This window comes from Falsirhodobacter sp. 20TX0035 (genome assembly GCF_028307215.1).
GTDB lineage: Bacteria > Pseudomonadota > Alphaproteobacteria > Rhodobacterales > Rhodobacteraceae > Falsirhodobacter.
The window spans coordinates 1-24,925 of record NZ_JAQMHV010000003.1 but is presented as its reverse complement, the minus strand read 5'-3'; the positions used below and the strand labels follow the sequence as shown (position 1 = coordinate 24,925).

Annotated in this window: 22 protein-coding genes and 1 tRNA gene; 14 read left to right on the top strand and 9 right to left on the bottom strand. The window is 66.1% G+C overall.

Features of this window, described 5'->3' with window-relative positions; genetic code table 11:
- Positions 1-47 precede the first annotated feature (47 nt).
- The 3 genes from PIJ50_RS05465 (at position 48) to opgC (ending at position 2,312) form a co-directional block, all read left to right on the top strand.
- Positions 48-692 (top strand): TerC family protein, encoded by a 645-nt coding sequence (locus PIJ50_RS05465; RefSeq protein WP_271973429.1) that lies wholly within the window; start codon positions 48-50, stop codon positions 690-692.
- Positions 693-799: 107 nt separating this feature from the next.
- Positions 800-1,081: a hypothetical protein gene (locus PIJ50_RS05460; RefSeq protein WP_271973427.1), complete on the top strand. Its 282-nt coding sequence runs from the start codon at positions 800-802 to the stop codon at positions 1,079-1,081.
- 52 nt (positions 1,082-1,133) lie between these two features.
- Positions 1,134-2,312 carry an OpgC domain-containing protein gene (opgC, locus tag PIJ50_RS05455; RefSeq protein WP_271973416.1) on the top strand — a complete coding sequence of 393 codons (1,179 nt, stop codon included), beginning with the start codon at positions 1,134-1,136 and terminating at the stop codon, positions 2,310-2,312.
- Here opgC and PIJ50_RS05450 read toward each other — a convergent pair.
- Positions 2,309-2,887: a thermonuclease family protein gene (locus tag PIJ50_RS05450; protein ID WP_271973414.1), complete on the bottom strand. Its 579-nt coding sequence runs from the start codon at positions 2,885-2,887 to the stop codon at positions 2,309-2,311. The genes opgC and PIJ50_RS05450 overlap by 4 nt on opposite strands.
- Positions 2,888-2,929: 42 nt before the next feature.
- The gene (locus PIJ50_RS05445) at positions 2,930-3,796 is read right to left on the bottom strand and encodes a DMT family transporter (RefSeq protein ID WP_271973412.1); all 867 of its coding nucleotides are present in this window, start codon (positions 3,794-3,796) and stop codon (positions 2,930-2,932) included.
- 85 nt (positions 3,797-3,881) lie between these two features.
- Here PIJ50_RS05445 and PIJ50_RS05440 point away from each other — a divergent pair, with 85 nt between their 5' ends.
- A complete protein-coding gene (locus PIJ50_RS05440) occupies positions 3,882-4,628 on the top strand; it encodes a Crp/Fnr family transcriptional regulator (RefSeq protein ID WP_271973411.1) in 747 nt (248 codons plus the stop codon).
- A 10-nt stretch (positions 4,629-4,638) separates the two neighbouring features.
- On the opposite strand, the gene PIJ50_RS05435 is transcribed toward PIJ50_RS05440, so the two are convergent.
- Positions 4,639-5,484 carry a formate/nitrite transporter family protein gene (locus PIJ50_RS05435; RefSeq protein ID WP_271973409.1) on the bottom strand — a complete coding sequence of 282 codons (846 nt, stop codon included), beginning with the start codon at positions 5,482-5,484 and terminating at the stop codon, positions 4,639-4,641.
- Between the two features lie 50 nt (positions 5,485-5,534).
- Positions 5,535-7,814 carry a Tex family protein gene (locus PIJ50_RS05430; protein WP_271973407.1) on the bottom strand — a complete coding sequence of 760 codons (2,280 nt, stop codon included), beginning with the start codon at positions 7,812-7,814 and terminating at the stop codon, positions 5,535-5,537.
- Positions 7,815-7,979: 165 nt separating this feature from the next.
- On the opposite strand from PIJ50_RS05430, the gene PIJ50_RS05425 reads away from it, so the two are divergent.
- The 6 genes from PIJ50_RS05425 to PIJ50_RS05400 all read left to right on the top strand — a co-directional run bounded on the left by PIJ50_RS05425 (position 7,980) and on the right by PIJ50_RS05400 (position 17,651).
- The gene (locus PIJ50_RS05425) at positions 7,980-9,557 is read left to right on the top strand and encodes a peptide ABC transporter substrate-binding protein (protein WP_271973405.1); all 1,578 of its coding nucleotides are present in this window, start codon (positions 7,980-7,982) and stop codon (positions 9,555-9,557) included.
- Between the two features lie 52 nt (positions 9,558-9,609).
- Complete coding sequence (locus PIJ50_RS05420) at positions 9,610-10,533, top strand: ABC transporter permease subunit (RefSeq protein WP_271973403.1); 924 nt, start codon at positions 9,610-9,612, stop codon at positions 10,531-10,533.
- A complete protein-coding gene (locus PIJ50_RS05415) occupies positions 10,526-11,638 on the top strand; it encodes an ABC transporter permease (protein ID WP_271973401.1) in 1,113 nt (370 codons plus the stop codon). Before PIJ50_RS05420 ends, PIJ50_RS05415 begins: the two co-directional genes overlap by 8 nt.
- A gap of 1 nt (position 11,639) precedes the next feature.
- The gene (locus PIJ50_RS05410; protein WP_271973398.1) at positions 11,640-13,250 is read left to right on the top strand and encodes an ABC transporter ATP-binding protein; all 1,611 of its coding nucleotides are present in this window, start codon (positions 11,640-11,642) and stop codon (positions 13,248-13,250) included.
- Positions 13,251-13,350: 100 nt separating this feature from the next.
- The gene (locus PIJ50_RS05405) at positions 13,351-14,466 is read left to right on the top strand and encodes an efflux RND transporter periplasmic adaptor subunit (protein WP_271973396.1); all 1,116 of its coding nucleotides are present in this window, start codon (positions 13,351-13,353) and stop codon (positions 14,464-14,466) included.
- A complete protein-coding gene (locus tag PIJ50_RS05400; protein WP_271973394.1) occupies positions 14,466-17,651 on the top strand; it encodes an efflux RND transporter permease subunit in 3,186 nt (1,061 codons plus the stop codon). The genes PIJ50_RS05405 and PIJ50_RS05400 overlap by 1 nt, the downstream gene beginning before the upstream one ends.
- On the opposite strand, the gene PIJ50_RS05395 is transcribed toward PIJ50_RS05400, so the two are convergent.
- Both PIJ50_RS05395 and PIJ50_RS05390 read right to left on the bottom strand, forming a co-directional pair.
- Positions 17,608-18,090 (bottom strand): DUF1499 domain-containing protein, encoded by a 483-nt coding sequence (locus tag PIJ50_RS05395; protein WP_271973392.1) that lies wholly within the window; start codon positions 18,088-18,090, stop codon positions 17,608-17,610. The genes PIJ50_RS05400 and PIJ50_RS05395 overlap by 44 nt on opposite strands.
- Before the next feature lie 68 nt (positions 18,091-18,158).
- The gene (locus PIJ50_RS05390) at positions 18,159-20,870 is read right to left on the bottom strand and encodes a sensor domain-containing protein (protein ID WP_271973389.1); all 2,712 of its coding nucleotides are present in this window, start codon (positions 20,868-20,870) and stop codon (positions 18,159-18,161) included.
- A 109-nt stretch (positions 20,871-20,979) separates the two neighbouring features.
- Between PIJ50_RS05390 and PIJ50_RS05385 the strand changes: the two genes are divergently transcribed.
- From PIJ50_RS05385 to PIJ50_RS05375, 3 genes are all read left to right on the top strand, one after another.
- Entirely contained in the window at positions 20,980-21,309 is a 330-nt protein-coding gene (locus PIJ50_RS05385) for an arsenate reductase family protein (RefSeq protein ID WP_271973388.1), read from the top strand.
- Between the two features lie 65 nt (positions 21,310-21,374).
- Positions 21,375-21,464 (top strand) — tRNA-Ser (locus PIJ50_RS05380).
- Positions 21,465-21,640: 176 nt separating this feature from the next.
- Positions 21,641-22,921, top strand: coding sequence for a site-specific integrase (locus PIJ50_RS05375; RefSeq protein WP_334212718.1), 1,281 nt, complete (start codon positions 21,641-21,643; stop codon positions 22,919-22,921).
- Positions 22,922-22,939: 18 nt separating this feature from the next.
- Here the strand turns inward: PIJ50_RS05375 and PIJ50_RS05370 are convergent, their stop codons facing one another.
- Positions 22,940-23,578 (bottom strand): TetR/AcrR family transcriptional regulator, encoded by a 639-nt coding sequence (locus PIJ50_RS05370; RefSeq protein WP_271973387.1) that lies wholly within the window; start codon positions 23,576-23,578, stop codon positions 22,940-22,942.
- Between the two features lie 98 nt (positions 23,579-23,676).
- Between PIJ50_RS05370 and PIJ50_RS05365 the strand changes: the two genes are divergently transcribed.
- Complete coding sequence (locus PIJ50_RS05365) at positions 23,677-24,054, top strand: YybH family protein (protein WP_271973385.1); 378 nt, start codon at positions 23,677-23,679, stop codon at positions 24,052-24,054.
- A gap of 94 nt (positions 24,055-24,148) precedes the next feature.
- Here PIJ50_RS05365 and PIJ50_RS05360 read toward each other — a convergent pair whose 3' ends face one another.
- Together PIJ50_RS05360 and PIJ50_RS05355 are read right to left on the bottom strand one after the other, a co-directional pair.
- On the bottom strand, positions 24,149-24,352 hold the full coding sequence (locus PIJ50_RS05360) for a hypothetical protein (RefSeq protein ID WP_271973383.1): 204 nt from the start codon (positions 24,350-24,352) through the stop codon (positions 24,149-24,151).
- Positions 24,353-24,633: 281 nt separating this feature from the next.
- The gene (locus PIJ50_RS05355; RefSeq protein ID WP_271973380.1) at positions 24,634-24,801 is read right to left on the bottom strand and encodes a hypothetical protein; all 168 of its coding nucleotides are present in this window, start codon (positions 24,799-24,801) and stop codon (positions 24,634-24,636) included.
- Between the last annotated feature and the right edge of the window lie 124 nt (positions 24,802-24,925).

Below are 24,925 nucleotides of genomic sequence, written 5' to 3'. Positions count from 1 at the left end.
GATGAGTGGGGAAATTTCTCACCGTCCTGATCCCATGGGTGCTGGCATTGACTGAATCCTTCCTGACCACCGAATTCTACGCGTTGATGCAGGTGCTTTTCATCGACGTGGTTCTGGCGGGCGACAACGCCGTCGTCGTCGGCATGGCGGCCGCAGGCGTCGACCCCGAAATCCGCAAGCGCGTCATCTTCTGGGGCATCGCGGGTGCCGTCGTTCTGCGCATCCTATTCGCGCTGGTCGCGGTCCAGCTTCTGGCCATCGTCGGCCTGACCCTGGCCGGCGGCCTGCTGCTGCTGTGGGTCTGCTGGAAGATGTACCGCGAGATCCGCGAGAGCGGCTCTGAATCGGAGGCCGAGGCCATCGAGAAGGCAGCCCGCGGCCCGAAGAAGACCTTCTGGCAGGCGATGGTCCAGATCATCATCGCCGACGTGTCGATGTCGCTGGACAACGTGCTGGCCGTGGCCGGTGCCGCGCGCGACCATGTGGAAGTGCTGGTCATCGGCCTCCTCATCTCGGTCGTGCTGATGGGGGCCGCGGCCACGCTGGTCGCCCGCCTGCTGCACAAGTACCGCTTCATCGCCTGGATCGGCCTTGTGGTGATCCTGTTCGTGGCCCTGCGCATGATCTACGAGGGCGGCGAACAGGTGGCCTGCGCGGGTTACCTTCCCGCCGCGCTCTGCTTCGGCCACTGATCCCTTGGGCGGCGCCGGCCTTCGGCGCCGCCCCACCCTTTCGCCGGAACTGGAACACGCGCCGGGCGGTTAACGCCCCACAGTGCCAGCCGGAAAGGACCCGCCCCGTGGCGATTGAAACTCACGACAGCAGTTCGGAAGACCGCGTGGATCGGCTGGAAGGCATGATCATCGCGCACCGGAAGATCCTCGCCCAGCTTGTGGCCGCGGCGCTGACGGACCACCCCGAACTGGCCGAACGTCTAGACGACCGGTCGGTCCTGCGCGACGGGCAGGAGGATCCGGGCGCGGTTCCGACCGACGGCGTGGCCACCGGCCTTGCCATTGCCGAGGAAACCTCCCGCGTCATGAGCCTTGCGCGCGCCGAAAGCACGCAAGAGCCGGAATAAAACTGTTACATTCCCCCTCGACGGTCGCGGTTCCGCGCCGTAGGAAGCGGGCATGTCGCGGATATCCTCTCTCGACGGCCTGCGCGGCTGGTTCCTGATCACGATGACCCTTAGCCATCTGGTGCTTCGTCAGGAGCATTGGGTGTCGAAGATCCACTTCCGTCACGTGATGTTCGTGGAAAGCGCGCAGGGCTTCATCTTCATCTCGGGCCTGCTGTTCGGGATGGTGCAGTTCCGGCGGCTAGAGACGCGGGGCCTGCCCTTCGTGTGGCGGTCCTCGGCCCGCCGGGCGATGATCCTGTGGGTCACCACCGTGTCCCTGACCCTTGCGCTGATGATCTGCCGCGACGTCCTGCCCTTCGGGCTGGAGGCGTTCCGCAACTGGCTGGGCACCACGGGCCTGCACGATCCGACGCGGGTGGCGGCCATCCTGACGCTGGCCTTCCAGCCGACCTTCCTGGACATCCTGCCGCAATACATCCTGTACCTGCTGGCCGCGCCCGCCCTTCTGGTCCTGATCCGCAAGGGGTGGTGGCCGGTCGCTGCGGCCATCACGGCGATCTGGTGGATGGTGTCGCAGCTGGGCCTGATGCTGCCGGTGTCGCGCGCGGTCAACCGCGTCTTTGCCACCAGCGACGGTCAGGGCCTGCGCATGGCCTTCGACCCGATGGGCTGGCAGCTTCTGTTCATGTCGGGCGTGATCTTGGGCGCGTTGTGGGTGCGCGGCGACATCACCACCGACCGGATCTTTCCGAAGGACCGGGCTTGGGCCGTGGCGGCGGTGGCGGTTCTTCTGTTCTTCGCCCCCCTGCGCATCGCCACGGCCAATGGCTGGCTGGACGGCGACACCATCAGTTCCTTCGTGATGATGGAAAAGCGGGCCGATTTCGGGCCCGTCTACCTTCTGAACTTCATCGCCGCCGCGTGGCTGATCGGCTGGCTGCTGGCCCGCGGGGGCGAGATGCGGTCCCCCGCCCTGAACATCGCCGCCGGCCTCTTGCAGAAGCTGGTGGCGCTGCGGCCCATCGTCTGCCTGGGGCGGCATTCGCTGCTGACCTATGTCTGGCACGTGCTTCTGATCTACACGCTGCATTATCTGGACCGTGCGGTGGTGCCGCTGGAAGGCTCGCCCAGCAACTACGCGATCGTGGTCCTGTTCGCGCTTCTGTTCGTGCCGGCGCTGATCGCCGAACAGAGGGCGCCGCGGCCGCTGGTGACCGCCCGCCCCTAGTGCGACCGGCGCCAGTCCCACGGATTTTCGAACTGTCCTGACCAAACGCCGGCGCGATCGCGCTTGGCCGCCGCCTCGTTCGCGCCGTAGATCTCGCCCCCATACTGGCGGTAGGCCAGCGCCCAGCCGTTGCGCACCATCCAAGTGTTCAGGTTGACCTGCCCTGCATGGCAGACGGCGACGATCCGGTCGTAGCGATCGATGTCGCGCTTTTCGCAGGTCAGGCGCTGGTCGCCTATGGCCTGCACCAGCGCGGCCGTCGCCTCGGTCCCGCAGTTCCAGTTCCGCCCGCCGCGCGTGCAGGTCTGCGCCCGTTCCGGCGCGTCGATGCCGTAAAGGCGGATACGCTTGCCGTCCAGATCCAGGGTGTCGCCGTCGATGATGCGCGCGCCGCCGGCCACCGTTTCACAGGGTGTTGCCGGTTCGTCCTTCAGAAGCCGTCCCGCCATGTCGAAGAAGGTGTCGCGCATCTGCGGATCGTCCCGCCCGAAGATGAAGCCCGCCAGCACAAGGGCGGCGGCCATCAGCCAGACTTGCAGACCGGGAATGCGGGAGGGTTTCTTGCGGCGTGCCATGGGCCGGGTCTGCCCCAGATGAACGGGCGCGGCAAGCGGGTTTCAGGCCCCCCGGCGGCGGACCGCCCCCGTGGCCAGGATCACGCTGAGGCAGATCAGCCCCGCCCCGATCCACGTGGCGGCGCCCGCGACCTCTCCGAACAGCGCCCAAGCCAAAAGGGCCACGGCGGGCAGGCGCAGGAAGTCCAGCGGGCCCACGAAGCTGGCATCCGACAGTTTCAGCGCCCTTGTCACCAGCGTCTGGTTCAGGGCGCCCAGCGCGCCCTGCGCGCACAAAAGCACCAGTTGCCAGGGCGTCGGCGTCGTCCAGACAGTCAGGGCCAGCACCAGTCCCAGCCCCGTCATCGCCAGCAGGTTCCACGCGACCAGCCGGTCCGACGTGTCCCGCGTCGCCATCCGCTTCAGCATCAGCTGGATCGAAGCGGTCAGCGCCGCCGCCGCCAGCGCGAACAGCAGCGCCGGATCAAACCCCGCGCCCCCCGGCCGCACGACGATGACCATTCCCGCCAGCGCGAGGATCAGCGCCACGATCTGCGGGCCGCCGATGCGTTCGTCCAGAAACAGCCAGGCCCCCAGCATCACGAACAAGGGCAGCATGAAGAAGATGGCCGTCGCGTCCGGCAAGGACGCGCGCTGATAGGCCACGAACAGTGCGATCAGCGAGGCGAGCTTCAGCGCCGCCCGCACCCCGTGCAGCCAGCGATAGGGGGAGGCGCGCAGATCCACCCGCCCCCAGATCCAGGGCAGCAGGACCAGCAGCCCGAACAGCGCGCGGAAGAAACCGATGACAAAGGCATGCACTTCGCCCGCCAGAAGGCGCACAATCACGGCGTCCAGCGCGTTCAGAAAGGCCACGCCGATCATCATCACAACCGTAAGCGTTGTGGCCTGCTGCGCCGGCATCCGCATGATTGTCCCCTTTTCGCCAACTAACGCTGTCATACGACGCGGAACAACCCATATTACAGGACAAGTGATCACAGGGAGGCGGACCATGCGCGCGGACATCGTGACGGAAAGCGCCGCCAGCCGGTGGCTGCCAGGCCCTTCGGGCCAGAACAACCTGCTTCGCACCCTTCCCGACCGGCTGCAGGGCGTGATCGAACCCCATCTGGAACTTGGGCGCCTGGACCTGCGGACGGTGCTGGAGGTGCCGAACGAACGGCCCCGCCACGTCTTCTTCCCGCTGGACGGCGTCGGGTCCATGCTGGCGGTGGATAAGGGCGACCTTCGGCTGGAATCGGGCCTTTTCGGACGGGAGGGGATGACCGGCCTGTCCATCGTGACCGGCGGCGACCGCGCCGTGGCCGAAGCCAGCGTGCAGGTCCCGGGCCGCGCCCTGCGGATGGAGGCGGACCAATTGGCGGACCTTCTGCTGCGCCACCCCGGATTGCGCCAGCACTTCCTGCTGTTCGTCCATGCGATGCTGATGCAGATCACCCAAACCGCCCTGTCGAACGGCCAGTCCACCATCGAACGGCGGCTGTCCCGCTGGCTTTTGATGTGCCACGACCGGACGGCTGAGGACCGGCTGGCCCTGACGCATGAATTCCTGTCGATCATGCTGGGCGTCCGGCGCGCGGGGGTGACCGTGGCCACCCACCTGCTGGAAGGCAAGGGCCTGATCCGGGCCGAGCGGGGGGAGATCACCATTCTGGACCGTGCCGGGCTGGAGGCGGAGGCCGGAGCCTCTTACGGTCTGCCCGAAGCGGAATACGCCCGCCTGTTCGGCGGGCGCTGAAGCGTCTGGGTCAGGTCTTCACCTCGGACCGCACCTGCGCGTGGCTGATCAGCGCGAAGATGAACGTGCCGCCCACGATGTTGCCCAGCAGCGTCGGGATGCCGAACTGGAAGATCGCCGGAACCACGCCCAGCTGGCCAAGGAAGACCAGATAGGCCACCTCGATCGCGCCCACGATGATGTGGGGGAAGTCGCCGATGCCGATCAGGTAGGTGACAAGGAAGATCATCGGCAGGGTCCACTTCTCGAAGCTGTAAAGCGTCCAGACCAGCGTCGCGATCAGCCAGCCCGACATGATCCCCTTCGAGAACATCTCCCATGCCGAGTTTTCCATCAGGTGGTGGCCGATCTTCGCCAGGGACGTGTCCACCTCCGGGCTGAACAGCGGAAGAAAGGCGAAGACCGCCGCCGACAGCAGCCCGCCCAGGATGTTGCCGAACAGCACGACCGTCCAAAGCCGTGACACCTTGAACAGGTTGCGCCGCGTGGGCGAGGTCATCAGCGGCAGCATCGGTGTTACCGTGTTTTCGGTGAAGAGCTGCTGGCCCGCCGCGATGACAAGGATGAAGCCGATCGTGTAGCCCGCCGCCTCCAGCAGGAAGGCGGCGCCCGTGTCGGGAAGATGCGCCTCCAGCACGGCGCGGGCCAGCATCGAGGTGCTGAGCGTGATGCCCCCCGCGATGGCCGACCAGAGGAGCGCGCGGATGTCGCGCTCCATCTCCTTTTCGCCATCCTCCCGGATCAGCTGGTGTACGGCCGCGGCCGCCGAGGGCAGATCTTCCTCCAGCTCCTCCACTTCGGTGCGGGACACGTCATGAACGACCTCTTTTTCAGAGGTGTCGCTGGATTGGCTCACAGGATGCTCCTTGCTCGGATCAGGGAAACGTCCAGGCCGTGAAGCGGTTCCTAGCGGCGCAATCCCTTCAGCGCGTCGGCAAAGGCATTGCCGCCGGATTGGGGTCCGGACTGCATGGGGCCGCGCACCTTCGGTTTCTCCTCGCGCTTCGGTGCGGTGGCGGCGCCGTCCTTGCGCATGGTCAGGCCGATGCGCTTGCGGGGAACGTCCACCTCAGTCACGCGGACCTTCACGATGTCACCAGCCTTCACCACCTCGTGCGCGTCCTTGATGAAGCGGTCGGCCAGCTGGCTGACATGGACAAGGCCGTCCTGATGCACGCCGATGTCCACAAAGGCGCCGAACGCCGCGACGTTGGTGACGGTGCCTTCCAGCAGCATGCCGGGCTTCAGGTCGGTGATCTGTTCGACGCCTTCGGTGAAGGTGGCCGTCTTGAACTCGGGGCGCGGGTCGCGGCCGGGCTTTTCCAGTTCCGACAGGATGTCCTTCACGGTGGGCAGGCCGAAACGCTCGTCGATGAAGTCGCGCGGGTTCACGTTCTTCAGCGCCACCGCATCGCCCATCAACCCGCGCAGGTCGCGCCCGCAGGACGCCACGATCCGGCGCGCCACGTCATACGCCTCGGGGTGGACCGAAGAGGCGTCCAGAGGCTCCTTCCCGTCGGGGATGCGCAGGAAGCCCGCCGCCTGCTCGAACGCCTTGGGGCCAAGGCGGGCGACCTTCAGAAGTTCGCGGCGCGTGTTGAAGCGGCCCGCCGCGTCGCGATGCGCCACGATCGCCTCGGCCAAGGACGCGCCCAAGCCCGACACCCGCGCCAGCAGCGGGGCGGAGGCGGTGTTCAGGTCCACGCCCACCGCGTTCACCGCATCCTCCACCACCGCGTCCAGCTGCTTCGCCAGACGGGACTGGTCCACGTCGTGCTGGTACTGGCCGACGCCGATGCTTTTGGGTTCGATCTTCACCAGTTCCGCCAGCGGGTCCTGCAGGCGGCGGGCGATGGACACCGCGCCACGGAGGGATACATCCAGCCCCGGAAACTCCTTCGAGGCCAGTTCGGACGCGGAATAGACCGAGGCCCCCGCTTCGGACACGATCACCTTTACAGGCTTTTCGGGCAGGGCCGAGATGACGTCTGCCACCAGCTTCTCGCTTTCCCGGCTGGCGGTGCCGTTGCCTATGGCGACCAGCTTCACCCCGTGCGCACGGATCATGCGCGCGAGTTCGGCCGACGCGCCGCGCAGGTCGTTCTTCGGTTGGAACGGATAGATCGTCGCGGTGTCCAGAAGCTTGCCCGTGGCGTCCACCACGGCCAGCTTGCAGCCCGTCCGGATGCCCGGATCGACGCCCAGTGTGACCTTGCCGCCCGCCGGGGCCGCCAGCAGAAGATCCTTCAGGTTGCGGGCAAAGACGTGGATCGCTTCCGCCTCGGCCCGGTCGCGCAGTTCAGCCATCAGGTCCAGCGTGAGGGAGGTCTTCAGCTTCACCCGCCACGTCCACGCCGCGGCCTCGCGCAGCCAGGCGTCGCCCGGTCCCGGACCCGCGGCGTTCAGCGCGGCGCCCGTCATGCGCTCGGCCGGGCTTTGGCCGCGCGGCGCGTCGGCGTCCACGGCCAGATCCAGGTTCAGGACGCCTTCGTTCCGGCCGCGCAGCATGGCCAGCACGCGGTGCCCTGCGGCTTTCGACCAATCCTCGTCATGCGCGAAATAGTCCGAGAACTTGGCGCCTTCGGTCTCCTTCCCCTCCACCGCGCGGGCGCTGAGGCGGCCCGCCTGCTTCATGTGGCCGCGCAGGCGGCCCAGAAGGTCCGCGTTCTCGGCCAGCCCCTCGGCCACGATGTCGCGCGCGCCTTCCAGCGCCGCCTTGGTGTCGGCCACGGTGGCGTTCACGAAACCGGCGGCCAACGCAGCGGGATCAGCGTTGCGGTTGGCCAGGATCGCCTCGGCCAGCGGCTGAAGGCCGTTTTCCCGCGCGATCATCGCCTTGGTGCGGCGCTTGGGCTTGAAGGGCAGGTAGATGTCCTCCAGCTCCGCCTTCGTGGTCACGCCGGCGATGCGCTGTTCCAGATCGCCCGTCAGCTTGCCCTGATCGCGGATGGACCCCAGGATGGCGGTCCGCCGGGCCTCCAGTTCCCGCAGATAGGACAGGCGTTCGGCCAGCGTGCGCAGCTGGCTGTCGTCCAGCCCCCCCGTCGCCTCCTTGCGGTAGCGGGCCACGAAGGGCACGGTCGCACCGCCGTCCAGAAGCTCCACCGCGGCGGCCACCTGCCGGGGTTCGGCAGCGATGTCCGTGGCGATCAGTTGAAGGATGCGGCGGCTGGGATCGGGGGTCATGAAGGCTCCGTTGGTCGGGACGATCAGCATAACGGCCCGTGCCGGCCAGGGAAAGCGTCCCCGTGAAACGCCTCTGGAAAGAACAGTCGGGCTGTGAAAAGGTTGACTCGCTGCCCAAAAACAAAGAAGGGGCAGGTTCCAACAAGACCTCAGGGAGACGAACAGATGACAATGCGTGATCTGCTGGCCGCATCGGCGCTTTCGCTGGTGCTGGGTGCGGGCGCCGTGTCGGCCGAAGTGGTGATGAACCGCGGCAACGACACCGACCCCGCGACGCTTGATCCTCATCACACACAGACGGTGTCCGAAAGCCGCGTGCTGAAGGACCTGTTCGACGGCCTCGTGATCCAGAGCGCGAAGGGCGAGGCCATTCCCGGCATCGCCGAGTCCTGGGACCTGTCCGAGGACGGGACCGTCTACACCTTCCACCTGCGCGACGCCAAATGGTCCAACGGCGATCCGGTGACGGCGGGCGACTTCTCGTTCGCGTATCACCGCATCGTGGACCCGATGACGGCGGCGGGCTACGCCTCCAACCTGTTCGCGATCAAGAACGCCGAAGCGATCGCCAGCGGTAAGATGCCGGTGGACCAGCTGGGCGTGCGCGTGATCGACGACAAGACGCTGGAGATCACGCTGAATTCGCCCACCCCTTATTTCATCGAGCTTCTGACCCACCAGGCGGCCCTGCCCCTGCACCAGAAATCGGTGGAGGAGTTCGGCGACCAGTTCACCCGTCCCGAGAACTTCGTGACCAACGGCGCCTACAAGCTGGAATCCTTCACGCCGAACTCGCAGCTCGTGATGGTGAAGAACCCCGAATACTACAATGCCGACCAGGTGACGATCGACCGCGTGAACTGGATCCCGTTCGAGGACCGTTCCGCCTGCATGCGCCGCTTTGAGGCGGGCGAGGTTCAGACCTGCACCGACGTTCCGGCCGAGCAGATGGACTACGTGAAGGCCAACCTCGCGGATTCGCTGCGCATCGCCCCCTATCTTGGCACCTACTACCTGCCCGTGAAGGGCGCCGAGGGCAGCCCGCTGAAGGACGCGCGCGTGCGCAAGGCCATCTCCATGGCCATCGACCGCGACTTCATCGCCGAAGAGGTGTGGGCCGGCACGATGCTGCCCTCCTACAAGCTGGTCCCTCCGGGCATCGCCAACTATGACGGCGACGCGGTGACGGTGGATTACGCCGACGAGGATCTGTTCGACCGCGAGGACGACGCCAAGGCCCTTCTGGAAGAAGCGGGCGTGGCCCCCGGCAGCCTGACCGTGGAACTGCGCTACAACACCGGCGAGAACCACAAGAACACCATGGCCGCCATCGCCGACATGCTGACCAACATCGGCATCAACGCGCGCCTGAACGAGGTCGAGGGCACGACCTACTTCAACTACCTGCGCGAGGACGGCCCCTTCGACATGGCCCGCGCGGGATGGGTCGGCGACTACAACGATCCGCAGAACTTCCTGATGCTGTATGAATCGGGCGTGGCCTTCAACTATTCGCGCTGGAGCAATGCCGACTACGACGCGGCGCTGGACAAGGCGGCGACGACCATGGATCTGGGCGAGCGTGCGGAGATCCTGGCCGGGGCCGAACAGACCCTGCTGGACGACCAGGCGATCATCCCGATCCTGGCCTATTCGTCGCGCGCGCTGGTGGCCGCGAACGTGGAAGGCTACGAGGACAACCTCATGGACGCCCACGCCACACGCTGGCTGTCGCTGAACTGATCCCCTCACGGGCGGGTCGAAAGACCCGCCCTTCAACTTCATAGGTTTACCGATGCTTGGATACACCTTGCGACGGATGGCCAGCGCGGTGCCGACGATCTTCATCATCGTCACGCTGACCTTCTTCGCGATCCGTATCGCGCCCGGTGGCCCGTTCGATCTGGAACGGCCGCTGGATCCCCTCATTCTCGCCAACCTGCAGCGCGCCTACAACCTGGATGCGCCGCTGTGGCAGCAATACCTGATGTATCTGGGCAACCTGATCCAGGGCGACCTTGGCCCCAGCTTCACCCGCCGCGACTTTTCCGTGAACGAGCTGTTCGCCCAAGGGTTGCCGGTGTCGATCCTGCTGGGCGGGCTGGCGCTGCTGGCCGCCACGATCTTCGGGATCATCCTGGGCGCGATCGCCGCGCTGAAGCAGAATTCCTGGCTGGACAACCTGATCGTGGCGATCGCCACCCTGGGCATCACCACGCCGAACTTCGTCATCGCCCCGCTGCTGAGCCTGTTCTTCGGCGTCATCCTGGGCGTCCTGCCGGCCGGCGGGTGGAGCAATGCGAACCCCGCCTACTGGATCCTGCCCGTGATCACGCTGGCCCTGCCGCAGGTGGCCGTGATCGCGCGCCTTGTCCGCGGCGCCACGGTGGAGGCGCTGCGCGCCAACCACGTCCGCACCGCCCGCGCCTATGGCCTGCCGGCCCGCGTCGTGGTGGGCGTGCACGCGTTGCGCGCGGCCATGCTGCCGACCGTGTCCTATCTGGGGCCGACCGCCGCCGCCCTCCTGACCGGATCGGTCGTGGTGGAAACCGTGTTCGGCCTTCCGGGCGTCGGACGTTACTTCGTGCAGGGCGCGCTGGGGCGCGACTACACGCTGGTGATGGGCACCGTGGTGGTGATCGCCGTCTTCGTGGTGATCTTCAACCTGCTGGTGGACCTCGCCTATGCTTGGCTTGATCCGAGGGTACGCTATGACTGATGCAACGATGACCGCGGCGCCCAGCCGCTCCTTGTGGCAGGACGCGTGGATCCGGCTGAAGAAGAACCGTGCCGCGCTGGCCAGCCTTGTGGTGCTGGTGGTGCTGGGGCTTGCGGGGGCCATCGGTCCCATGATCTCCCCCCACCCCTACGGCGCGATCTACCAGCAATACGTCCGCGTGCCGCCGAGCCTGGAAGCCTATCCCCGCGCGGACGAGATCGAGCCCGCGGTGACCGACCTGATCCGTCGCGCCCGCGTGGACGCCACGGAGACGGAGGTGTCGGGCGACACGGTGACCGTGCAGATCGCCTCGGACCAGCCGATCGACGAACGCGTGGTCCGCTACTTCCAGCGGTCCGACCAGTTCTTCAACCCCGAGCTGGAACTGGCCGGGGACGGCCTGTCCGGCACCCTGACCATGGGGGTGGAACGCAACTACTTCTTCCTTGGCACGGACAACCTTGGTCGTGACATGCTGTCCCGCATCCTGATCGGGGTGCGCATCTCGCTTGCCATCGGGCTTCTGGCCTCCGCCATGGCGCTGGTGCTGGGCGTGACCTATGGCGCGATCTCGGGCTATCTGGGCGGGCGCGTCGACAACGTGATGATGCGGATCGTGGACATCCTGTATTCGCTGCCGTTCATCTTCTTCGTGATCCTGCTTCTGGTGTTCTTCGGGCGATCCCTGCTGATCATCTTCATCGCCATCGGTGCCACGGAATGGCTGGACATGGCGCGCATCGTGCGCGGCCAGACCCTGTCGCTGAAGCGCCGCGAATTCGTCCAGGCGGCGGAAGCCTTGGGCGCCACCCGCGCGGGCATCCTGAAACGCCACATCATCCCCAACGCGCTGGGACCGGTGATCGTGTTCGTCACGCTGCTGGTGCCGAAGGCGATCCTGGCCGAAAGCCTGCTGTCCTTCCTCGGCCTTGGCGTGCAGGACCCGATGACGTCGCTGGGCCTCCTGATCTCGGAAGGGGCGCAGAACATGCGCGGCGCGTCGTGGCAGCTGATCGGACCGGCCGCCGTGCTGACCGTGATCCTGTTCGCGCTGAACTTCCTGGGCGACGGCCTGCGCGACAGCCTTGACCCGAAGGAGCGGTGAGATGAGCGACAACACCATCCTGTCCGTCCGCGACCTGCGCGTGACGTTCCAGACGAACGACGGCCCGGTGGAAGCGGTGAAGGGCGTCAACCTCGACCTCAAGTCGGGGGAGACGCTGGCCATCGTGGGCGAATCCGGGTCCGGCAAAAGCCAGACGACCATGGCGCTGATGGGCCTTCTGGCGGCCAACGGCAAAGCCACCGGCAGCGTGAAATACCGCGACCGCGAGGTTCTGAACCTGTCGGAGCGGGAGCTGAACAAGATCCGCGGCAAGAAGATCACCATGATCTTCCAGGAGCCGATGACCTCGCTCGATCCCCTTTACCGCATCGGCGACCAACTGGCCGAGCCGCTGCGGTATCACGCGGGGATGTCGCGCCGTCAGGCCCGTCCGCGCATTCTGGAGCTGCTGCGTCTGGTCGGCATCCCCGATCCCGAGCGCCGCATCGACAGCTACCCGCACGAGATGTCGGGCGGGCAACGCCAGCGCGTGATGATCGCGATGGCGCTGGCCAACGACCCGGACATCCTGATCGCGGACGAACCGACCACCGCGCTGGACGTCACGATCCAGGCGCAGATCCTGGAACTGCTGGCGGATCTGCAGAAACGTCTGGGCATGGCCATCGTGTTCATCACGCATGATCTGGGCATCGTGCGCCGCTTCGCCGACCACGTGGCCGTCATGCGCCGAGGAGAGGTCGTGGAGGATGGTACCGCGGAAGCGGTGTTCACCGCGCCGAAGCACCCCTACACCCGCATGCTTCTGGATGCGGAGCCGGAGGGCCAGAAGCTGCCCCCCGCCCCCGACGCGCCCGAACTGCTGCGCGGCGACAAGGTGCACGTGACCTTCCCGCTGGGCGGCGGGTTCCTGAAGAAGCCGACCTATCTTCAGGCGGTGAAGGGCATCTCGGTCAACCTGCGCGAAGGGCAGACGATCGGTGTGGTGGGGGAGTCCGGCTCGGGCAAGTCCACACTGGGCCGTGCCCTGCTGCGGCTGACCGAATCCGAAGGGCGGGTCGCGTGGCTGGGCACGGAACTGCCGCACGGCATTGATGAGATGCGCCCCTTCCGGCACCAGTTGCAGCTGGTGTTCCAGGACCCCTTCGGGTCGCTGTCCCCGCGCATGACGGTGGGGCAGATCATCACCGAGGGGCTGCTGATCCACGAACCGTCGATGAGCCGGGCCGAGCGCAACACGCGCGCCGGCGAGGCGCTGGAGGAGGTCGGTCTGGATGCCTCCATGCGCAACCGCTATCCGCACGAATTCTCGGGCGGGCAACGCCAGCGCATCGCCATCGCGCGCACGATGATCCTGCGCCCGCGGGTGATCGTGCTGGACGAACCGACCAGCGCGCTGGACCGATCGGTGCAAAAGCAGATCGTGACGCTGCTGCGGGACCTGCAGTTGAAATACAAGCTGTCGTATTTCTTCATCAGCCACGACCTGTCCGTCGTGCGCGCGCTGGCCGACCACATCATCGTCATGAAATCGGGCGAGATCGTGGAGGAAGGCCCCACGGAGCAGGTCTTCGACGCCCCGCGCGAAGACTACACCCGCCGCCTGATGGAAGCGGCCCTGTCCACGGAACGCTTCCGCCCCGCCTCCTGACACGTGCAGCCCCCGCAAGGGGGCTGTTTCACCGTAGGCGGTGCCTTGAAGCGGCGGCCGGTTCGCGCACATAGTGGCGCACCGAACGAAAGGCCGCGCCATGCTTCGTGTTCTTGCCCTGCTTCTTTTGCCCATGGGGGCGATGGCGCAGGACATCGCCCTCCCTTCCCTGACCGTGACGCCCGTGCGGCGCGAACAGCTGGCCGACCGCATCGTCGCGACCGGGCTGGTGGAGCCTGTGGAGCGGGTGGAGGTGCAGCCCCTGATCGACGGCCAGCCGGTGGAAGCGCTTCTGGCCGACGTGGGCGACCGGGTGGAGGCGGGGGCCGTGCTGGCGCGCCTGTCCCAAGCGTCGCTGGAACTGGGGCGCGCGCGGCTGGAAGCGCAGCGCGCGCAGTCGCAGGCCGCCGCCGCGCAGGCCGAGGCGGGCCGGGTGGAGGCCGAGGCCAGCGCCACCGAGGCCCGCGCCACAGCCGCGCGCACGGCCCAGCTTCAGGCGCAGTCCGCCACGTCGCAGGCGGCCGTCGATCAGGCGCAGGCGGGCCTTGCCACGGCCGAGGCGCGGGTGCAGGCCGCCCGCCAACAGGGCGAGGCCGCCCGGGCCGAGGTGCGCGTGACCGAAGCCCAGATCGCCGATCTTGACCTGCAACTGGCCCGGACCGAGGTGAAGACACCGGTGGCGGGCCAAATCGTGGCGCGCAACGCAGCCCTTGGCGCCATTGCCAGCGGCAGCGGCGATCCGATGTTCGTGCTGATCCGCGACGGGGCGCTGGAACTGCGCGCCGACGTGACGGAGGCCGACCTTCTGCGCCTTGCCCCCGGCCAGCCCGCGACCCTGCGCCTGATCGACGGCTCCACCCTGCCCGGCACCGTGCGCCTTGTCGAACCGCAGGTGAACGAGACGACGCGGCTGGGCCGGGTGCGGATCGCGGTCGACGATTCCTCTCACCTGCGTCCCGGCCTGTTCGCCGAGGCCACGATCACCACGGCGGTGCGCGACACCCTGTCTTTGCCCGCGCTGGCCGTAGGACGCGACGCCGCCGGCCCCTTTGCCATGCGCGTGACGGACGGCGTGGCCCACCGCGTGCCCGTTTCCCTTGGCATCCGCGACGGCGGGCGGGTCGAGGTGGAGGGTCTGACTGAAGGCGACCGTATCGTGTCGAAGGCCGGCGCCTTTGTGCGCGAAGGCGACCGCATCAACGCCGTGGAGGAGTGATGAACGTCTCCGCCTGGTCGATCCGGAACCCGGTCGCGCCGATCCTCGCCTTTGTGATGCTGGTGGTGCTGGGGGTCCAAAGCTTCCTGTCGCTGCCCGTCACGCGCTTTCCCAACATCGACGTGCCGCTGGTCGCCGTCACCGTGATCCAGGAAGGCGCGGCCCCGGCCGAACTGGAAAGCCAGGTCACGAAAGAGGTGGAGGACGCGGTCGCGGGCATTCCGGGGGTGAAGCACGTCACCTCCACCATCGGGGACAACCAGTCCCGCACGATCGTGGAATTCGAGATGTCGGTCCCCACCGACCGCGCCGTCCAGGACGTGAAGGACGAGGTGGACCAGATCCAGGCCGATCTGCCCGCCGGCATCGATCCCCCCATCGTCACCCGGGTGGAGGTGGAGGGGCAGGCCATCCTGACCTATGCCGTCTCCGACCCCTCCATGACCGTGGAGGAACTGTCGTGGTTCGTGGACGACACCGTGATCCGCGCGCTTCAGGGCCGCCCCGGCGTCGGCCAGGTGGACCGCTTCGGCGGCGCCGACCGCGAGGTGCGGCTGACGCTGGACCCGGTGCGGCTGGCCGGTCAGGGCTTGACCGCCGACGAGGTGAGCCGGGCGCTGGGCACCCTTAACATCGACGTGGGCGGCGGCCGGGGCGAGGTGGGGGGCGCCGAGCAGGTGATCCGCACGCTGGGGGACGCGCCCTCGGTGGAGGCGCTGGCGGCCACCACCATCCCGACCCCCAACGGGCGCGTGCGCCTGTCCGATCTGGGCCGGGTGGAGGACACGTATGAGGAGCCCCGCTCCTTCTCGCGCGCCGGGGGGCAGGCGGTGGTGTCCATCGCCGTCTTCCGTGCGCAGGGCGCGTCCGAAGTGTCGGTGGCTGAGCAGGTGGAGGCGGGTCTGGCCACCGTGCGGCAGGCCCATCCCGACGCCCGGATCACCAAGGTGGACGACATGGTCGGCTACACCCTCGGCAACTATGAAACCGCTCTGCACACGCTGGTGGAAGGCGCCGTTCTGGCCGTGCTGGTGGTTCTGGCGTTCCTGAAGAACTGGCGCGCCACGGCCATCGCCGCCGTCGCCCTGCCCCTGTCCGCGATCCCGACCTTCTGGATCATGGACATCTTGGGCTTTTCGCTGAACCTTGTCAGCCTTCTGGCGATCACGCTGGCGACCGGCATCCTTGTGGACGACGCCATCGTGGAGGTGGAGAACATCGCCCGGCACATGCGCATGGGCAAGACCCCCTACCGCGCCGCGATCGAGGCCGCGGACGAGATCGGGCTGGCCGTCATCGCGACGACGCTGACCATCGTGGCCGTGTTCGCGCCCGTGTCCTTCATGGCCGGGATCCCGGGGCAGTATTTCCGGCAGTTCGGCTTGACGGTGGCCATCGCGGTCCTCTTCTCGCTTCTGGTGGCGCGGCTGATCACGCCGATGATGGCCGCCTATCTGATGCGGGGCCGCGACGCCGCGCATGAGGAGACGGACGGCCCCTTCATGCGCGGTTATCTGCGGCTGGTCGCGCTGTCCCTGCGTTGGCGTTACGTCACGCTTCTGGCGGCGATCGGGGTGCTGGCGGTGTCGGTGTTCTTTCTTCTGAAGATCCCCGGCAGCTTCATCCCGCCCGAGGATGTGAGCCGCATCCCCATCAGCGTGGAACTGCCCCCCGGCACCCGGCTGGAGGACACGGACGCCGTGACCCTGCGGATGGAGAACGCGATCCGCGAGGTGGAGGGGGTGCGCGACGTCTTCGTTCTGGGCGGATCCTCCCCCATCGGGGATCTGGACGTGCGGCGGGCGTCGGTCACCGTGCTGCTGGACGCGCCGGCGGATCATCTGGGCGGACGGCTGTACCAGATCCTGCCCTTTGCCCAGGGGATCCTGCCCACGCCCGAAGGCCGCCTGCGCCCGCAATGGGACATCGAGGCCGAGGTGTTCGAGCGTCTGGCCACGATCCCCGACCTGCGCGCCTACAAGCTGAACGACCGGGGGCAGCGGGACATCCAGTTCTCGGTCCTGTCCTCGGATCAGGCGGCGCTGACCGAGGCGACGGCGCGGCTGGAGGCGGCGCTGCGGGGCGATCCGCGGCTGGCCAACGTGGCGGCCGAAGGCGCCCTGCCCCGGCCCGAGGTGCATGTCGTGCCCCGGCTGGACGACGCCGCCCGTCTGGGCATCGACACCGACACCATCGCCCGGACGGTGCGCGTGGCCACTCTTGGAGACGTGGACGCGGCGCTGGCCGAGATCGCGCTGGACGACCGCCAGATCCCCATCCGGGTTCAACTGGAGGAGGATGTGCGCGACGATCTCGCCCGGCTGGCCGCGGTGAAGATCAAGAGCGGGTCCGGCGCGCTGGTGCCGCTGGCCGCCGTGGCGGACGTGACGTTGGCCGAAGGGCCCAGCCAGATCAACCGCTATGACCGCGAACGCCGTGCCACCATCGGCGCGAACCTGCCCCCAGGGGTGGCCCTTGGGACCGCGACCGAGGCGTTCCGCACCATCGCCATGGGGGTGGAGTTGCCGCCGTCCGTCCGCATCGCCGAGGTGGGCGACGCCGAGGTGCAGGCCGAACTGGTCGTCAGCTTCCAGCAGGCGATGATGATGGGCCTGATCCTTGTGCTATCGGTGCTGATCCTGTTGTTCAAGTCCGTCGTGCAGCCCTTCACGATCCTGTTGTCGCTGCCGCTGGCCATCGGCGGCGTGGCGGCGGCCCTGATCCTGGCGCGGGAGCCGTTGTCGATGCCGGTGCTGATCGGCATCCTGATGCTGATGGGCATCGTCACCAAGAACGCCATCCTGCTGATTGACTTCGCGATCGAGATGCGCGCTCGGGGGATGGAACGCATCACCGCCGTGATGGAGGCGGGCCACAAGCGCGCGCGGCCCATCGTCATGACCTCCATCGCGATGTCGGCGGGGATGCTGCCCTCGGCCCTGGGCATCGGCGCGGGCGGGACGTTCCGCGCGCCCATGGCCGTTGCGGTGATCGGCGGGATCATCGCGTCCACCATCCTCAGCCTTGTGGTGGTGCCGTCCTTCTTCCTGATCATGGACGACCTGAACCGGCTTCTGGCGCGGCTGTTTTCCCGCTTCATCGGCCCGAAGGAGGAGGAGCCGCCGGCCGATCTGGAGGTTCTCAGAGAGCGTGTGGAGGCGTTGGAGGAACGCCGGGTTCCGTGAGGATGGAGGACTTCAGCGTGGCGAGCCACCCCTCGACCCGCGCGCGTTCCGACGCGGGCAGATAGGACAGATACCGGCTGCGGGCATAGACGGCGACCCGCGTCCCCGACCCTTCGGGGATCAGCCGGAACGAGGTGAAGGTGGGCAGGCCCAGCACCGCCGAACGGGTGATCCACGTCCGCTGAAACCCTTCGCCGGCAAAGGCCGAGGTGCGGGGCGTGTGCAGGGCCACCGCCTCCAGCCGCGCGGCGACCTGATGCGGCGGCAGGGGAAGATAGGGCCCATCCTCGCGCAGCAGCAGGTGGTTCGGACGGCGGGACTTGCGCACCGACAGCGGATCCACGTGCCAGTCCTGCGAGTCCGACGGGGTGTAGCGCAGGAACGCCCAGACCACACCCAGCGCCACCAGAACGAGTATCAGAAGATCGGCCAGGCTCATCGAAGTTCTCCAGAAGACATGCCGCCTATGTTTGGCAGAACGGCGGCAACTTCAATGGCCGATCCCCCTCAGGCCACCAGCGAGGGGGTCTCGGGCAGCGAAAGGACGCCGGGGCGGCCAAGGAAGTAGCCCTGCGCCTCGTCGCAGCCCTCGGATTGCAGAAGCGACAACTGCGCCGGGGTTTCCACCCCTTCGGCCAGCACCGGAACCTCCAGGCTGCGGCCCAGCGCCAGGATGGCGCGGATGATCGCTTTCGACTGCGGGCTTGTTTCCACCTCGCGGATGAAGCTGCGGTCCAGCTTGATCTTGTCGAAGGGGAAGGACCGCAGGGTGTCGAGCGAGGAGTAGCCCGTTCCGAAATCGTCGATGGCCACCGTCACGCCCAGCGCCTTCACCTGGTTCAGCATGTGCAGCGCCCGCGCCTTGTCCGGGATGATGGCGCTTTCGGTTACTTCCAGTTCCAGCCGGTCGGGCTCGATCCCCGTCTCGTGCAAGATCTCCTCCAGCTGGGCGACGAAGCGGGGGTTGTTCAGCTGCACCGGCGACAGATTGACCGCGATGCGGATCTTGTCGCGCCAGGCGGCCGCCTGCTGGCAGGCGGTCCGCAGCACCCAGTCGCCGATGGACATGATCGCGCCGCATTCCTCGGCCAGCGGGATGAAATCGGCGGGGGAGACGAGGCCCCGTTCGGGATGCATCCAGCGCAGAAGCACCTCGTAGCCCGTCGTCTCGCCCGTGCTGACGGATTTCTGGATCTGGTGGTGCAGGTAGAGCTCCCCCCGCTCCACCGCGCGCCAAAGGTCACGTGCCATCGCCTGGCGGTCGCGCGAGGCTTCGTCCATGCGCGATTCGTAGCGGCATACCTTTTCATCCAGGCTGGATTTGGCGCGGTACATCGCCAGATCCGCATTCGCCATCAGCTTCTCGAACGTGTTCGCATCCTCGGGGAACAGGGCGATCCCGACGCTGGCGCCGACCGACACCTCGTTGCCATTGATCGACATTTCGGCACCGATGGCCTGCAGCAGGCGCGTCTGGAAGTCCGTCAGCTCCTCCTCCGAAGCGATGGTCTTGAAGGCAGCAAACTCGTCCCCGCCAAAGCGCGCCACAAACTCGTTGCCGCGCAGCGTCGCTTCCAACCGGCGGGCAAGCCCGGCCAGAACCTGGTCGCCCACCGCATGGCCCATGTGGTCGTTGATCTCCTTGAAGCGATCCAGATCGATCGCCATCACAGCCAGACGGTGACCGGGGCGGTCCCGCACATCGTCCAGCGCCCATTCGATGGTTTCCTTGAAGCTGGTGCGGTTGGGCAGGCCGGTCAGCGCGTCGTGCCGCGCCATATGCGTGATCTGCCGTTCCGAGCGGGTGCGGGCGGACACATCCTCCACCGTGGTGACCCAGCCGCCTTCGCGCACCGGCCGGTGAATGACCATGATCGTGCGGCCATCGGTCAGGTCCAGCAGAAGCTCCGTCCCCGTGGTGCCGTGCCACAGCCCGCGGTGGCGCTTGTGCAGTCCTTCGAGGCTTCCCGACGACAAATCGACCTTTTCGGCGATGCTGGCGGTGAAGTCGTCCAGGGACAGGCCGTCGGGCTCGGGGATGTTCAGGATCTCCGACAGGCGGGCGTTGCCGAGGACGAGGCGCTCCTTCTCGTCGAACAGGGCGATCCCCTGGCTCAGGTTCTCCAGCGCGAGGGCGAGCTTGTGGCGGATCAGGCGCAGCGCCTCGGCGTCCTCCAGCTGGCGGGTGTTGTCATGGGTGACCTTGGCAAAGCCGATGTGCTGGCCCGCATCGTCGAAGATCGGCTCCAGCAGGACCGAGGCCCAGAAGCGCGATCCGTCCTTGCGATACCGCCAACCCGAGGTTTCGACCTTTCCCGTGCGCAGCGCCCGGTCCAGCATCCGCGCCGGCAGCCCTTCGGCCCGGTCATCGCGCGAGAAGAAGACGGAGAAGTGCCGTCCCACGATCTCCTCGGCGGTGTAGCCCTTGTTGCGTTCGGCCCCCGCGTTCCAGTTCGCGACGCGGCCGTCGGGATTCAGCATGTAGATGGCGTAGTCCGTCACGCTCTGGATCAGGAAGCGGAAACGCTGTTCGCTTTCCAGCCGCGCCTGGATCGACCGTTCCCGATCCGCCTGTTGCTGCCGCTGGGCGCGCAGGTCGCGAAGGGCGATGACCTCGTCCGTCGTGCCCGCGTCCACCAAGAGGCGCAGGGTCGCTTCCACGGGGATGACCTCGCCCCCCGGGCTCAGGATACCGATCTGCTGGAATGTGTCGGGGGCGGCGCGCAGCTGGGCCAGCGCCTCGGCAGTGAAGACGCTGTGCAGGTCGTCGCCCTCCTGCAAGCCCGTCAGGATCCGGAACCGGTCGTTGCACGTAATGATCCGGTCGTCGCGGCAGGTTAGAAGCCCCTCGATCGCCAGATCGGTCAAAGCTTTCAGGCGAACCGAATCGTCTGCCACGTCCCGCGGGGAACGTGCAGGAAGCAGGAGCCCGCACGCCATCAAGCCCAGCACGGTCGCCAGACCGAGCATTCCGTTCCCCGCCAGGCCGGGAAAGGGGGGCATCGCCCCCTCCGGCCACATCGCGACGGCCCCGGCCAGCAGTCCCGACGCACAGGCCAGCCCGCCCAGGACGCGGATCGGAACAGCCCTTCCGCCCTGCCCCCCGGCGTTTCGAACCGCCCGCCGGCCGAAAAGGGTGACCAGCAGGCAAAGGATCACGACCGCCCCCAGAATGCGGACAGTGCTGGCGTTCGCCGGAAGCGCGAAGACATCGAACATGGAACCCTCGTTTACTTTCGGGCACAGCATCCGCAGGATGGATGAAAGGTTCCTTTACCGAGATAGGGGTGGTGCCCCTGTTTTGTTCGCATTTGAAGGATGCATCCGCATGATGATCTACGGGCTGTCCACCTGTGACACCTGCCGCAAGGCCCGCGCCGCCCTGCCCGACGCCACGTTTCGCGACATCCGCGCCCAGCCGCTGGATGCAACCGAACTTCAGAAGGTTCTGGACACCTTCGGCGCGGCCGCAGTGAATCGCGCCTCCACCACCTGGCGCAACTTGGACGAGGCCGAGCGTGCCCGCCCCCTGCCCACGCTTCTGGCCGATCATCCGACCCTGCTGAAGCGCCCCCTGATCCGGGTGGGCGACCGGCTGTTCCAAGGCTGGACCGCGCCCGTGCAGGCGGCCGTGCGGCAGGCCATGGCCGACGGATGATGTCTGCAAAGCGCGTGCTTTTCGGTCTTGAACAGTCTTCCTGCAGCCGCTAATGAGCACAGCACGGAGAGGTGGCCGAGTGGTCGAAGGCGCACGCCTGGAAAGTGTGTAGGCGGGGAACCGTCTCGAGGGTTCGAATCCCTCTCTCTCCGCCAGATATTCAACTACCAGTGACCGCTAAAACCCTGCAATCGCAGGGTTTTTTTGATTTCTGCAGGTCGGAATGATCGTCTTTCTTGCCGCTGGGACGCTTTTTGGGTTACATTTTGGGTCACATTATGGCCGATTGGCTAACGAGCGGCTTAAGGGCAGGTACTGCATGAGAATGTCCATGAAGGGCATCGTTTTCCGAGGCAATTGCTACTACCTGCGGCGGCGCCTGCCGACGCGGTATGAGGCCGTGGATGAACGACGGATCATCAAGGTGTCCCTGCACACCGACAGCGAGCCAATGGCTATCAGCAAAGCGGCGCAGGTTTGGTCCGAAATGGTCGAGGCGTGGGAAGCACGATTGGCCGGGGACACCGAAGATGCGGAGAAGCGCATCGAGGCCGCAAAGAACCTCGCTGCCACGCGTGGATACCGTTTCCTTCAGGTCCGCGACGTGGTGACGAAGCTGCCCGAGGCACAGGTCATCGAGCGTATGCGATCGGTCATGGAAACCAGCACGCCCGAAAAACCGGACATGATGGCCGCCGCGGCGCTTCTTGGCGCCGTCCCGAAACCTTCGGTCCGCATGTCGAAGGTGGCGGAAAGCTTCTTTGCCCTGGCGGAAGATCGCACCCTTGGCAAGAGCAAGGACCAGATCAGGCGATGGGAGAACCCGAGGAAGAAGGCAGTGGCTACCTTCATCGAGACGGTGGGCGATAAGGCGATCGAGGACATCACCACCGATGATCTATTCGAGATGCGGACTGCCTTGATGAGGAAGGTGCGCGAAGGCGGGCTGGCACCCGGTAGCGCCAACAAGGACTTTACCTATCTGACGAACATGCTGGCGACGGTGGCCGCGTCCAAAGGTATCGACCTCACCTATAAAACCAAGGGGCTGAAGCTGGCCGAAGGGAAGAAGCGGACGCGATCGGCTTTCTCGGTATCATGGCTGAAGGATACGCTCCTCGCCCCCGGTGCCCTAGATGGGCTGAACCTCGAAGCGCGCTGCATCCTTTTGGGCATGGTGAACACAGGCTATCGGCCGAGTGAGGCGCAGGGGCTTCTGGCAAAGCACATCAGGCTTGATGCCGCCGTGCCACACATAGAAATTTCCCCGGAGGGCCGAACTCTCAAGAACCACCACTCCGAGCGGGTCATCCCCCTGCTGGGAGTGAGCCTTGAAGCGTTCAAAGCATGCCCAAGCGGCTTCCCCCGCTATCGCGACAACCCGGGCCTGTCGGACACGGTGAACAAGTATCTGCGCGAGAACAAGCTTCTGGAGACGGCGGATCACACCCTCTACGGCCTACGGCATTCGTTCGAGGATCGGATGCTGGAGGCCGGGATCGATGAGCGGATCAGGCGAGACTTGTTCGGCCACGCGCTTAACCGGGAGCGATATGGCAAGGGGGCGTCACTGGCTCACATCGCAGGGCTGTTGGCACCTATAGCCCTTTGAACCTGTCTGCTTCTGGGACTAAGCGGACGTTTCTTGATCGCCAGGTTTAGCTCGTAGGCTATGCAGCATAGGTTCGAATGATGCTACGATACGCAGAAGCTCGCTAGAGCTAGCACCATCCTTTGCCTGCGCCGACATGCCTTGCCGCACGCTCATCACGAGACGTGCGATACCATCCGTGTCGATAGTCGGATCAATTTTGCCAGCCTTCACTCCTCGCGCCAAATGCACTTCCAACTCAACGATCCGGTCCTGCCGCATCTTGCTGCTGTAAATGGCGATGTTGCTGTGCTCCTGGGCCACGGCAAGAGCCGAATTGCAGATGAGACAGCCTTGCGGCCTATGCCCATCTGCGAACAGGACCGCTGACTCTCTCAGCACCCGGACAATCCCGTCTATTGGATCGACCTCTTCAGCCAAAGCGCGGGGCCCGAATGCTCCGGTGTGTGCCAGATACCATTCCAAAGCTTCCTCGAAAAGCTGCGCCTTGGTGCCGAACGCAGAGTAAAGACTTTGCGCGCTGATACCCATTGTAGCAGTCAGATCGACGATCGAAGCCCCTTCATAACCTAAACGACCAAAGCATTCTGCCGCCGCTTGTAGCACAGCAGGACGTTCGAACTTGCGAGGGCGACCACGACGTTGACGCTCTTCCATTATCACACCGATCACTGTTGTAATGTCTTGCTTGCCAATATAACCATGACCAGTGTGATTAACATGCCCTCTTACGAGGCGCCATCTGGAGAACGACAATGGATATGCTGCGACCCGAAGACTGCGACCGTGGGATGGAGAAAGCAATCAATGCCGCCGATCTCGACGCGGCAGTTATGCTCTACACATCGAACGCTGTGTTTGTTGCTGAGGGAAATAAGTTGGTGTCTGGGCTCGATGCCATCCGGGACACAATCCGTCCATCTATGGATTTAAGGGATTTCCGTTTCATCAAACTGGAGAGCTTTACTAACGAAGATGCAGGCATTTCGCTGCTCATCGGGGAGTGGTGTGGGATTTCTTTGGATGCAGATGGCGAGCAGACCGAAGTCACCGGCCGTAACGTAGAAGTCGTGCAGCGCCAAGCGGATGGCACTTGGCGCTTCATTATCGATCATCCGGTAGGCGCGAACTGAACTATCCGGGGACGGCGTCGCATGGCGTCCAAAGCCGTCCCCCTCGCGCTTCTTACAAGGCTATAGGCTACGAATGACGGTTCGGGCTCTTGCGTCACGCAGCGCTAGCGTCCATCGCCCTCTGCGCCGCGCGGCGGGCGCGCATGCGCTCCACTGGGCTTTGCGCGGCCTCGGCCTTTGCTTTCTCGACCAGCGCATCAAAGTAGTCGAACAGGGGGCCAGCTTCCGGCTCCCTGTCACAGATCGCTGCGGCCACTTCCAGCATGGCCTCCAGTTCCGCGATCGTAGGCGTGATCACTTCCCGATCTCCTGCGCCTCGGCCTTGCGCTGGTAGACACGGCCGATCATGCGCAGATCCTGCGCGGTGCTGGTCCCGAACATCGCCATGACCTCCCGATCGTCGGTCAGAAGCTTGAAAGCTGCTGCAATTTGAGCTTCGCGGGTAAGTGGGGAAGGATCAGCCATAGAACGCACGCACCAACAAGTAGAGGCCGAGTGCGACGTAAACGACGCAGCAAAGGGCTATGCCCGCCGGGAGCACCAGATCGTTGGGGACTTTGGGGAGTTTGTCAGCGAGGTTCACGAGCGTTCTTTCGGATAGAGGGAGTTCCAGAGGATCAGGTCATCGGGGCCGCAGCCGTGGCGTGCGCTGATCCGTTGGGCGATCTGATGGGCTTCGGCGGGCATCAGGCCCCCGGGCGTGTGGAGGTGGGCCGCTGCATAAGCGGCGCGGTAGTCGGCCAGCATAGGCTCGATGAAGACGCGTGTGCTTCGGCATGCAATCTTGACCCCTTAGACGGGGGTATCGGCGCCCAATTTTGACCCCCCTGATGTTTTGTCGGACCGTTCGCTGGAGGGTCAGCGAGCGGAG

What these genes read in the sequence shown, in the direction of transcription:
- PIJ50_RS05415 (WP_271973401.1), top strand. Translation starts at nt 10,526, where the DNA reads ATGACTGATGCAACGATGACCGCGGCGCCCAGCCGCTCCTTGTGGCAG.
- PIJ50_RS05420 (WP_271973403.1), top strand. Translation starts at nt 9,610, where the DNA reads ATGCTTGGATACACCTTGCGACGGATGGCCAGCGCGGTGCCGACGATC.
- PIJ50_RS05365 (WP_271973385.1), top strand. Translation starts at nt 23,677, where the DNA reads ATGGATATGCTGCGACCCGAAGACTGCGACCGTGGGATGGAGAAAGCA.
- PIJ50_RS05375 (WP_334212718.1), top strand. Translation starts at nt 21,641, where the DNA reads ATGAAGGGCATCGTTTTCCGAGGCAATTGCTACTACCTGCGGCGGCGC.
- PIJ50_RS05405 (WP_271973396.1), top strand. Translation starts at nt 13,351, where the DNA reads ATGCTTCGTGTTCTTGCCCTGCTTCTTTTGCCCATGGGGGCGATGGCG.
- PIJ50_RS05400 (WP_271973394.1), top strand. Translation starts at nt 14,466, where the DNA reads ATGAACGTCTCCGCCTGGTCGATCCGGAACCCGGTCGCGCCGATCCTC.
- PIJ50_RS05385 (WP_271973388.1), top strand. Translation starts at nt 20,980, where the DNA reads ATGATGATCTACGGGCTGTCCACCTGTGACACCTGCCGCAAGGCCCGC.
- PIJ50_RS05450 (WP_271973414.1), bottom strand. Translation starts at nt 2,887, where the DNA reads ATGGCACGCCGCAAGAAACCCTCCCGCATTCCCGGTCTGCAAGTCTGG.
- PIJ50_RS05410 (WP_271973398.1), top strand. Translation starts at nt 11,640, where the DNA reads ATGAGCGACAACACCATCCTGTCCGTCCGCGACCTGCGCGTGACGTTC.
- PIJ50_RS05370 (WP_271973387.1), bottom strand. Translation starts at nt 23,578, where the DNA reads ATGGAAGAGCGTCAACGTCGTGGTCGCCCTCGCAAGTTCGAACGTCCT.
- PIJ50_RS05355 (WP_271973380.1), bottom strand. Translation starts at nt 24,801, where the DNA reads ATGCTGGCCGACTACCGCGCCGCTTATGCAGCGGCCCACCTCCACACG.
- PIJ50_RS05445 (WP_271973412.1), bottom strand. Translation starts at nt 3,796, where the DNA reads ATGCGGATGCCGGCGCAGCAGGCCACAACGCTTACGGTTGTGATGATG.
- PIJ50_RS05440 (WP_271973411.1), top strand. Translation starts at nt 3,882, where the DNA reads ATGCGCGCGGACATCGTGACGGAAAGCGCCGCCAGCCGGTGGCTGCCA.
- PIJ50_RS05425 (WP_271973405.1), top strand. Translation starts at nt 7,980, where the DNA reads ATGACAATGCGTGATCTGCTGGCCGCATCGGCGCTTTCGCTGGTGCTG.
- PIJ50_RS05395 (WP_271973392.1), bottom strand. Translation starts at nt 18,090, where the DNA reads ATGAGCCTGGCCGATCTTCTGATACTCGTTCTGGTGGCGCTGGGTGTG.
- PIJ50_RS05430 (WP_271973407.1), bottom strand. Translation starts at nt 7,814, where the DNA reads ATGACCCCCGATCCCAGCCGCCGCATCCTTCAACTGATCGCCACGGAC.
- PIJ50_RS05390 (WP_271973389.1), bottom strand. Translation starts at nt 20,870, where the DNA reads ATGTTCGATGTCTTCGCGCTTCCGGCGAACGCCAGCACTGTCCGCATT.
- opgC (WP_271973416.1), top strand. Translation starts at nt 1,134, where the DNA reads ATGTCGCGGATATCCTCTCTCGACGGCCTGCGCGGCTGGTTCCTGATC.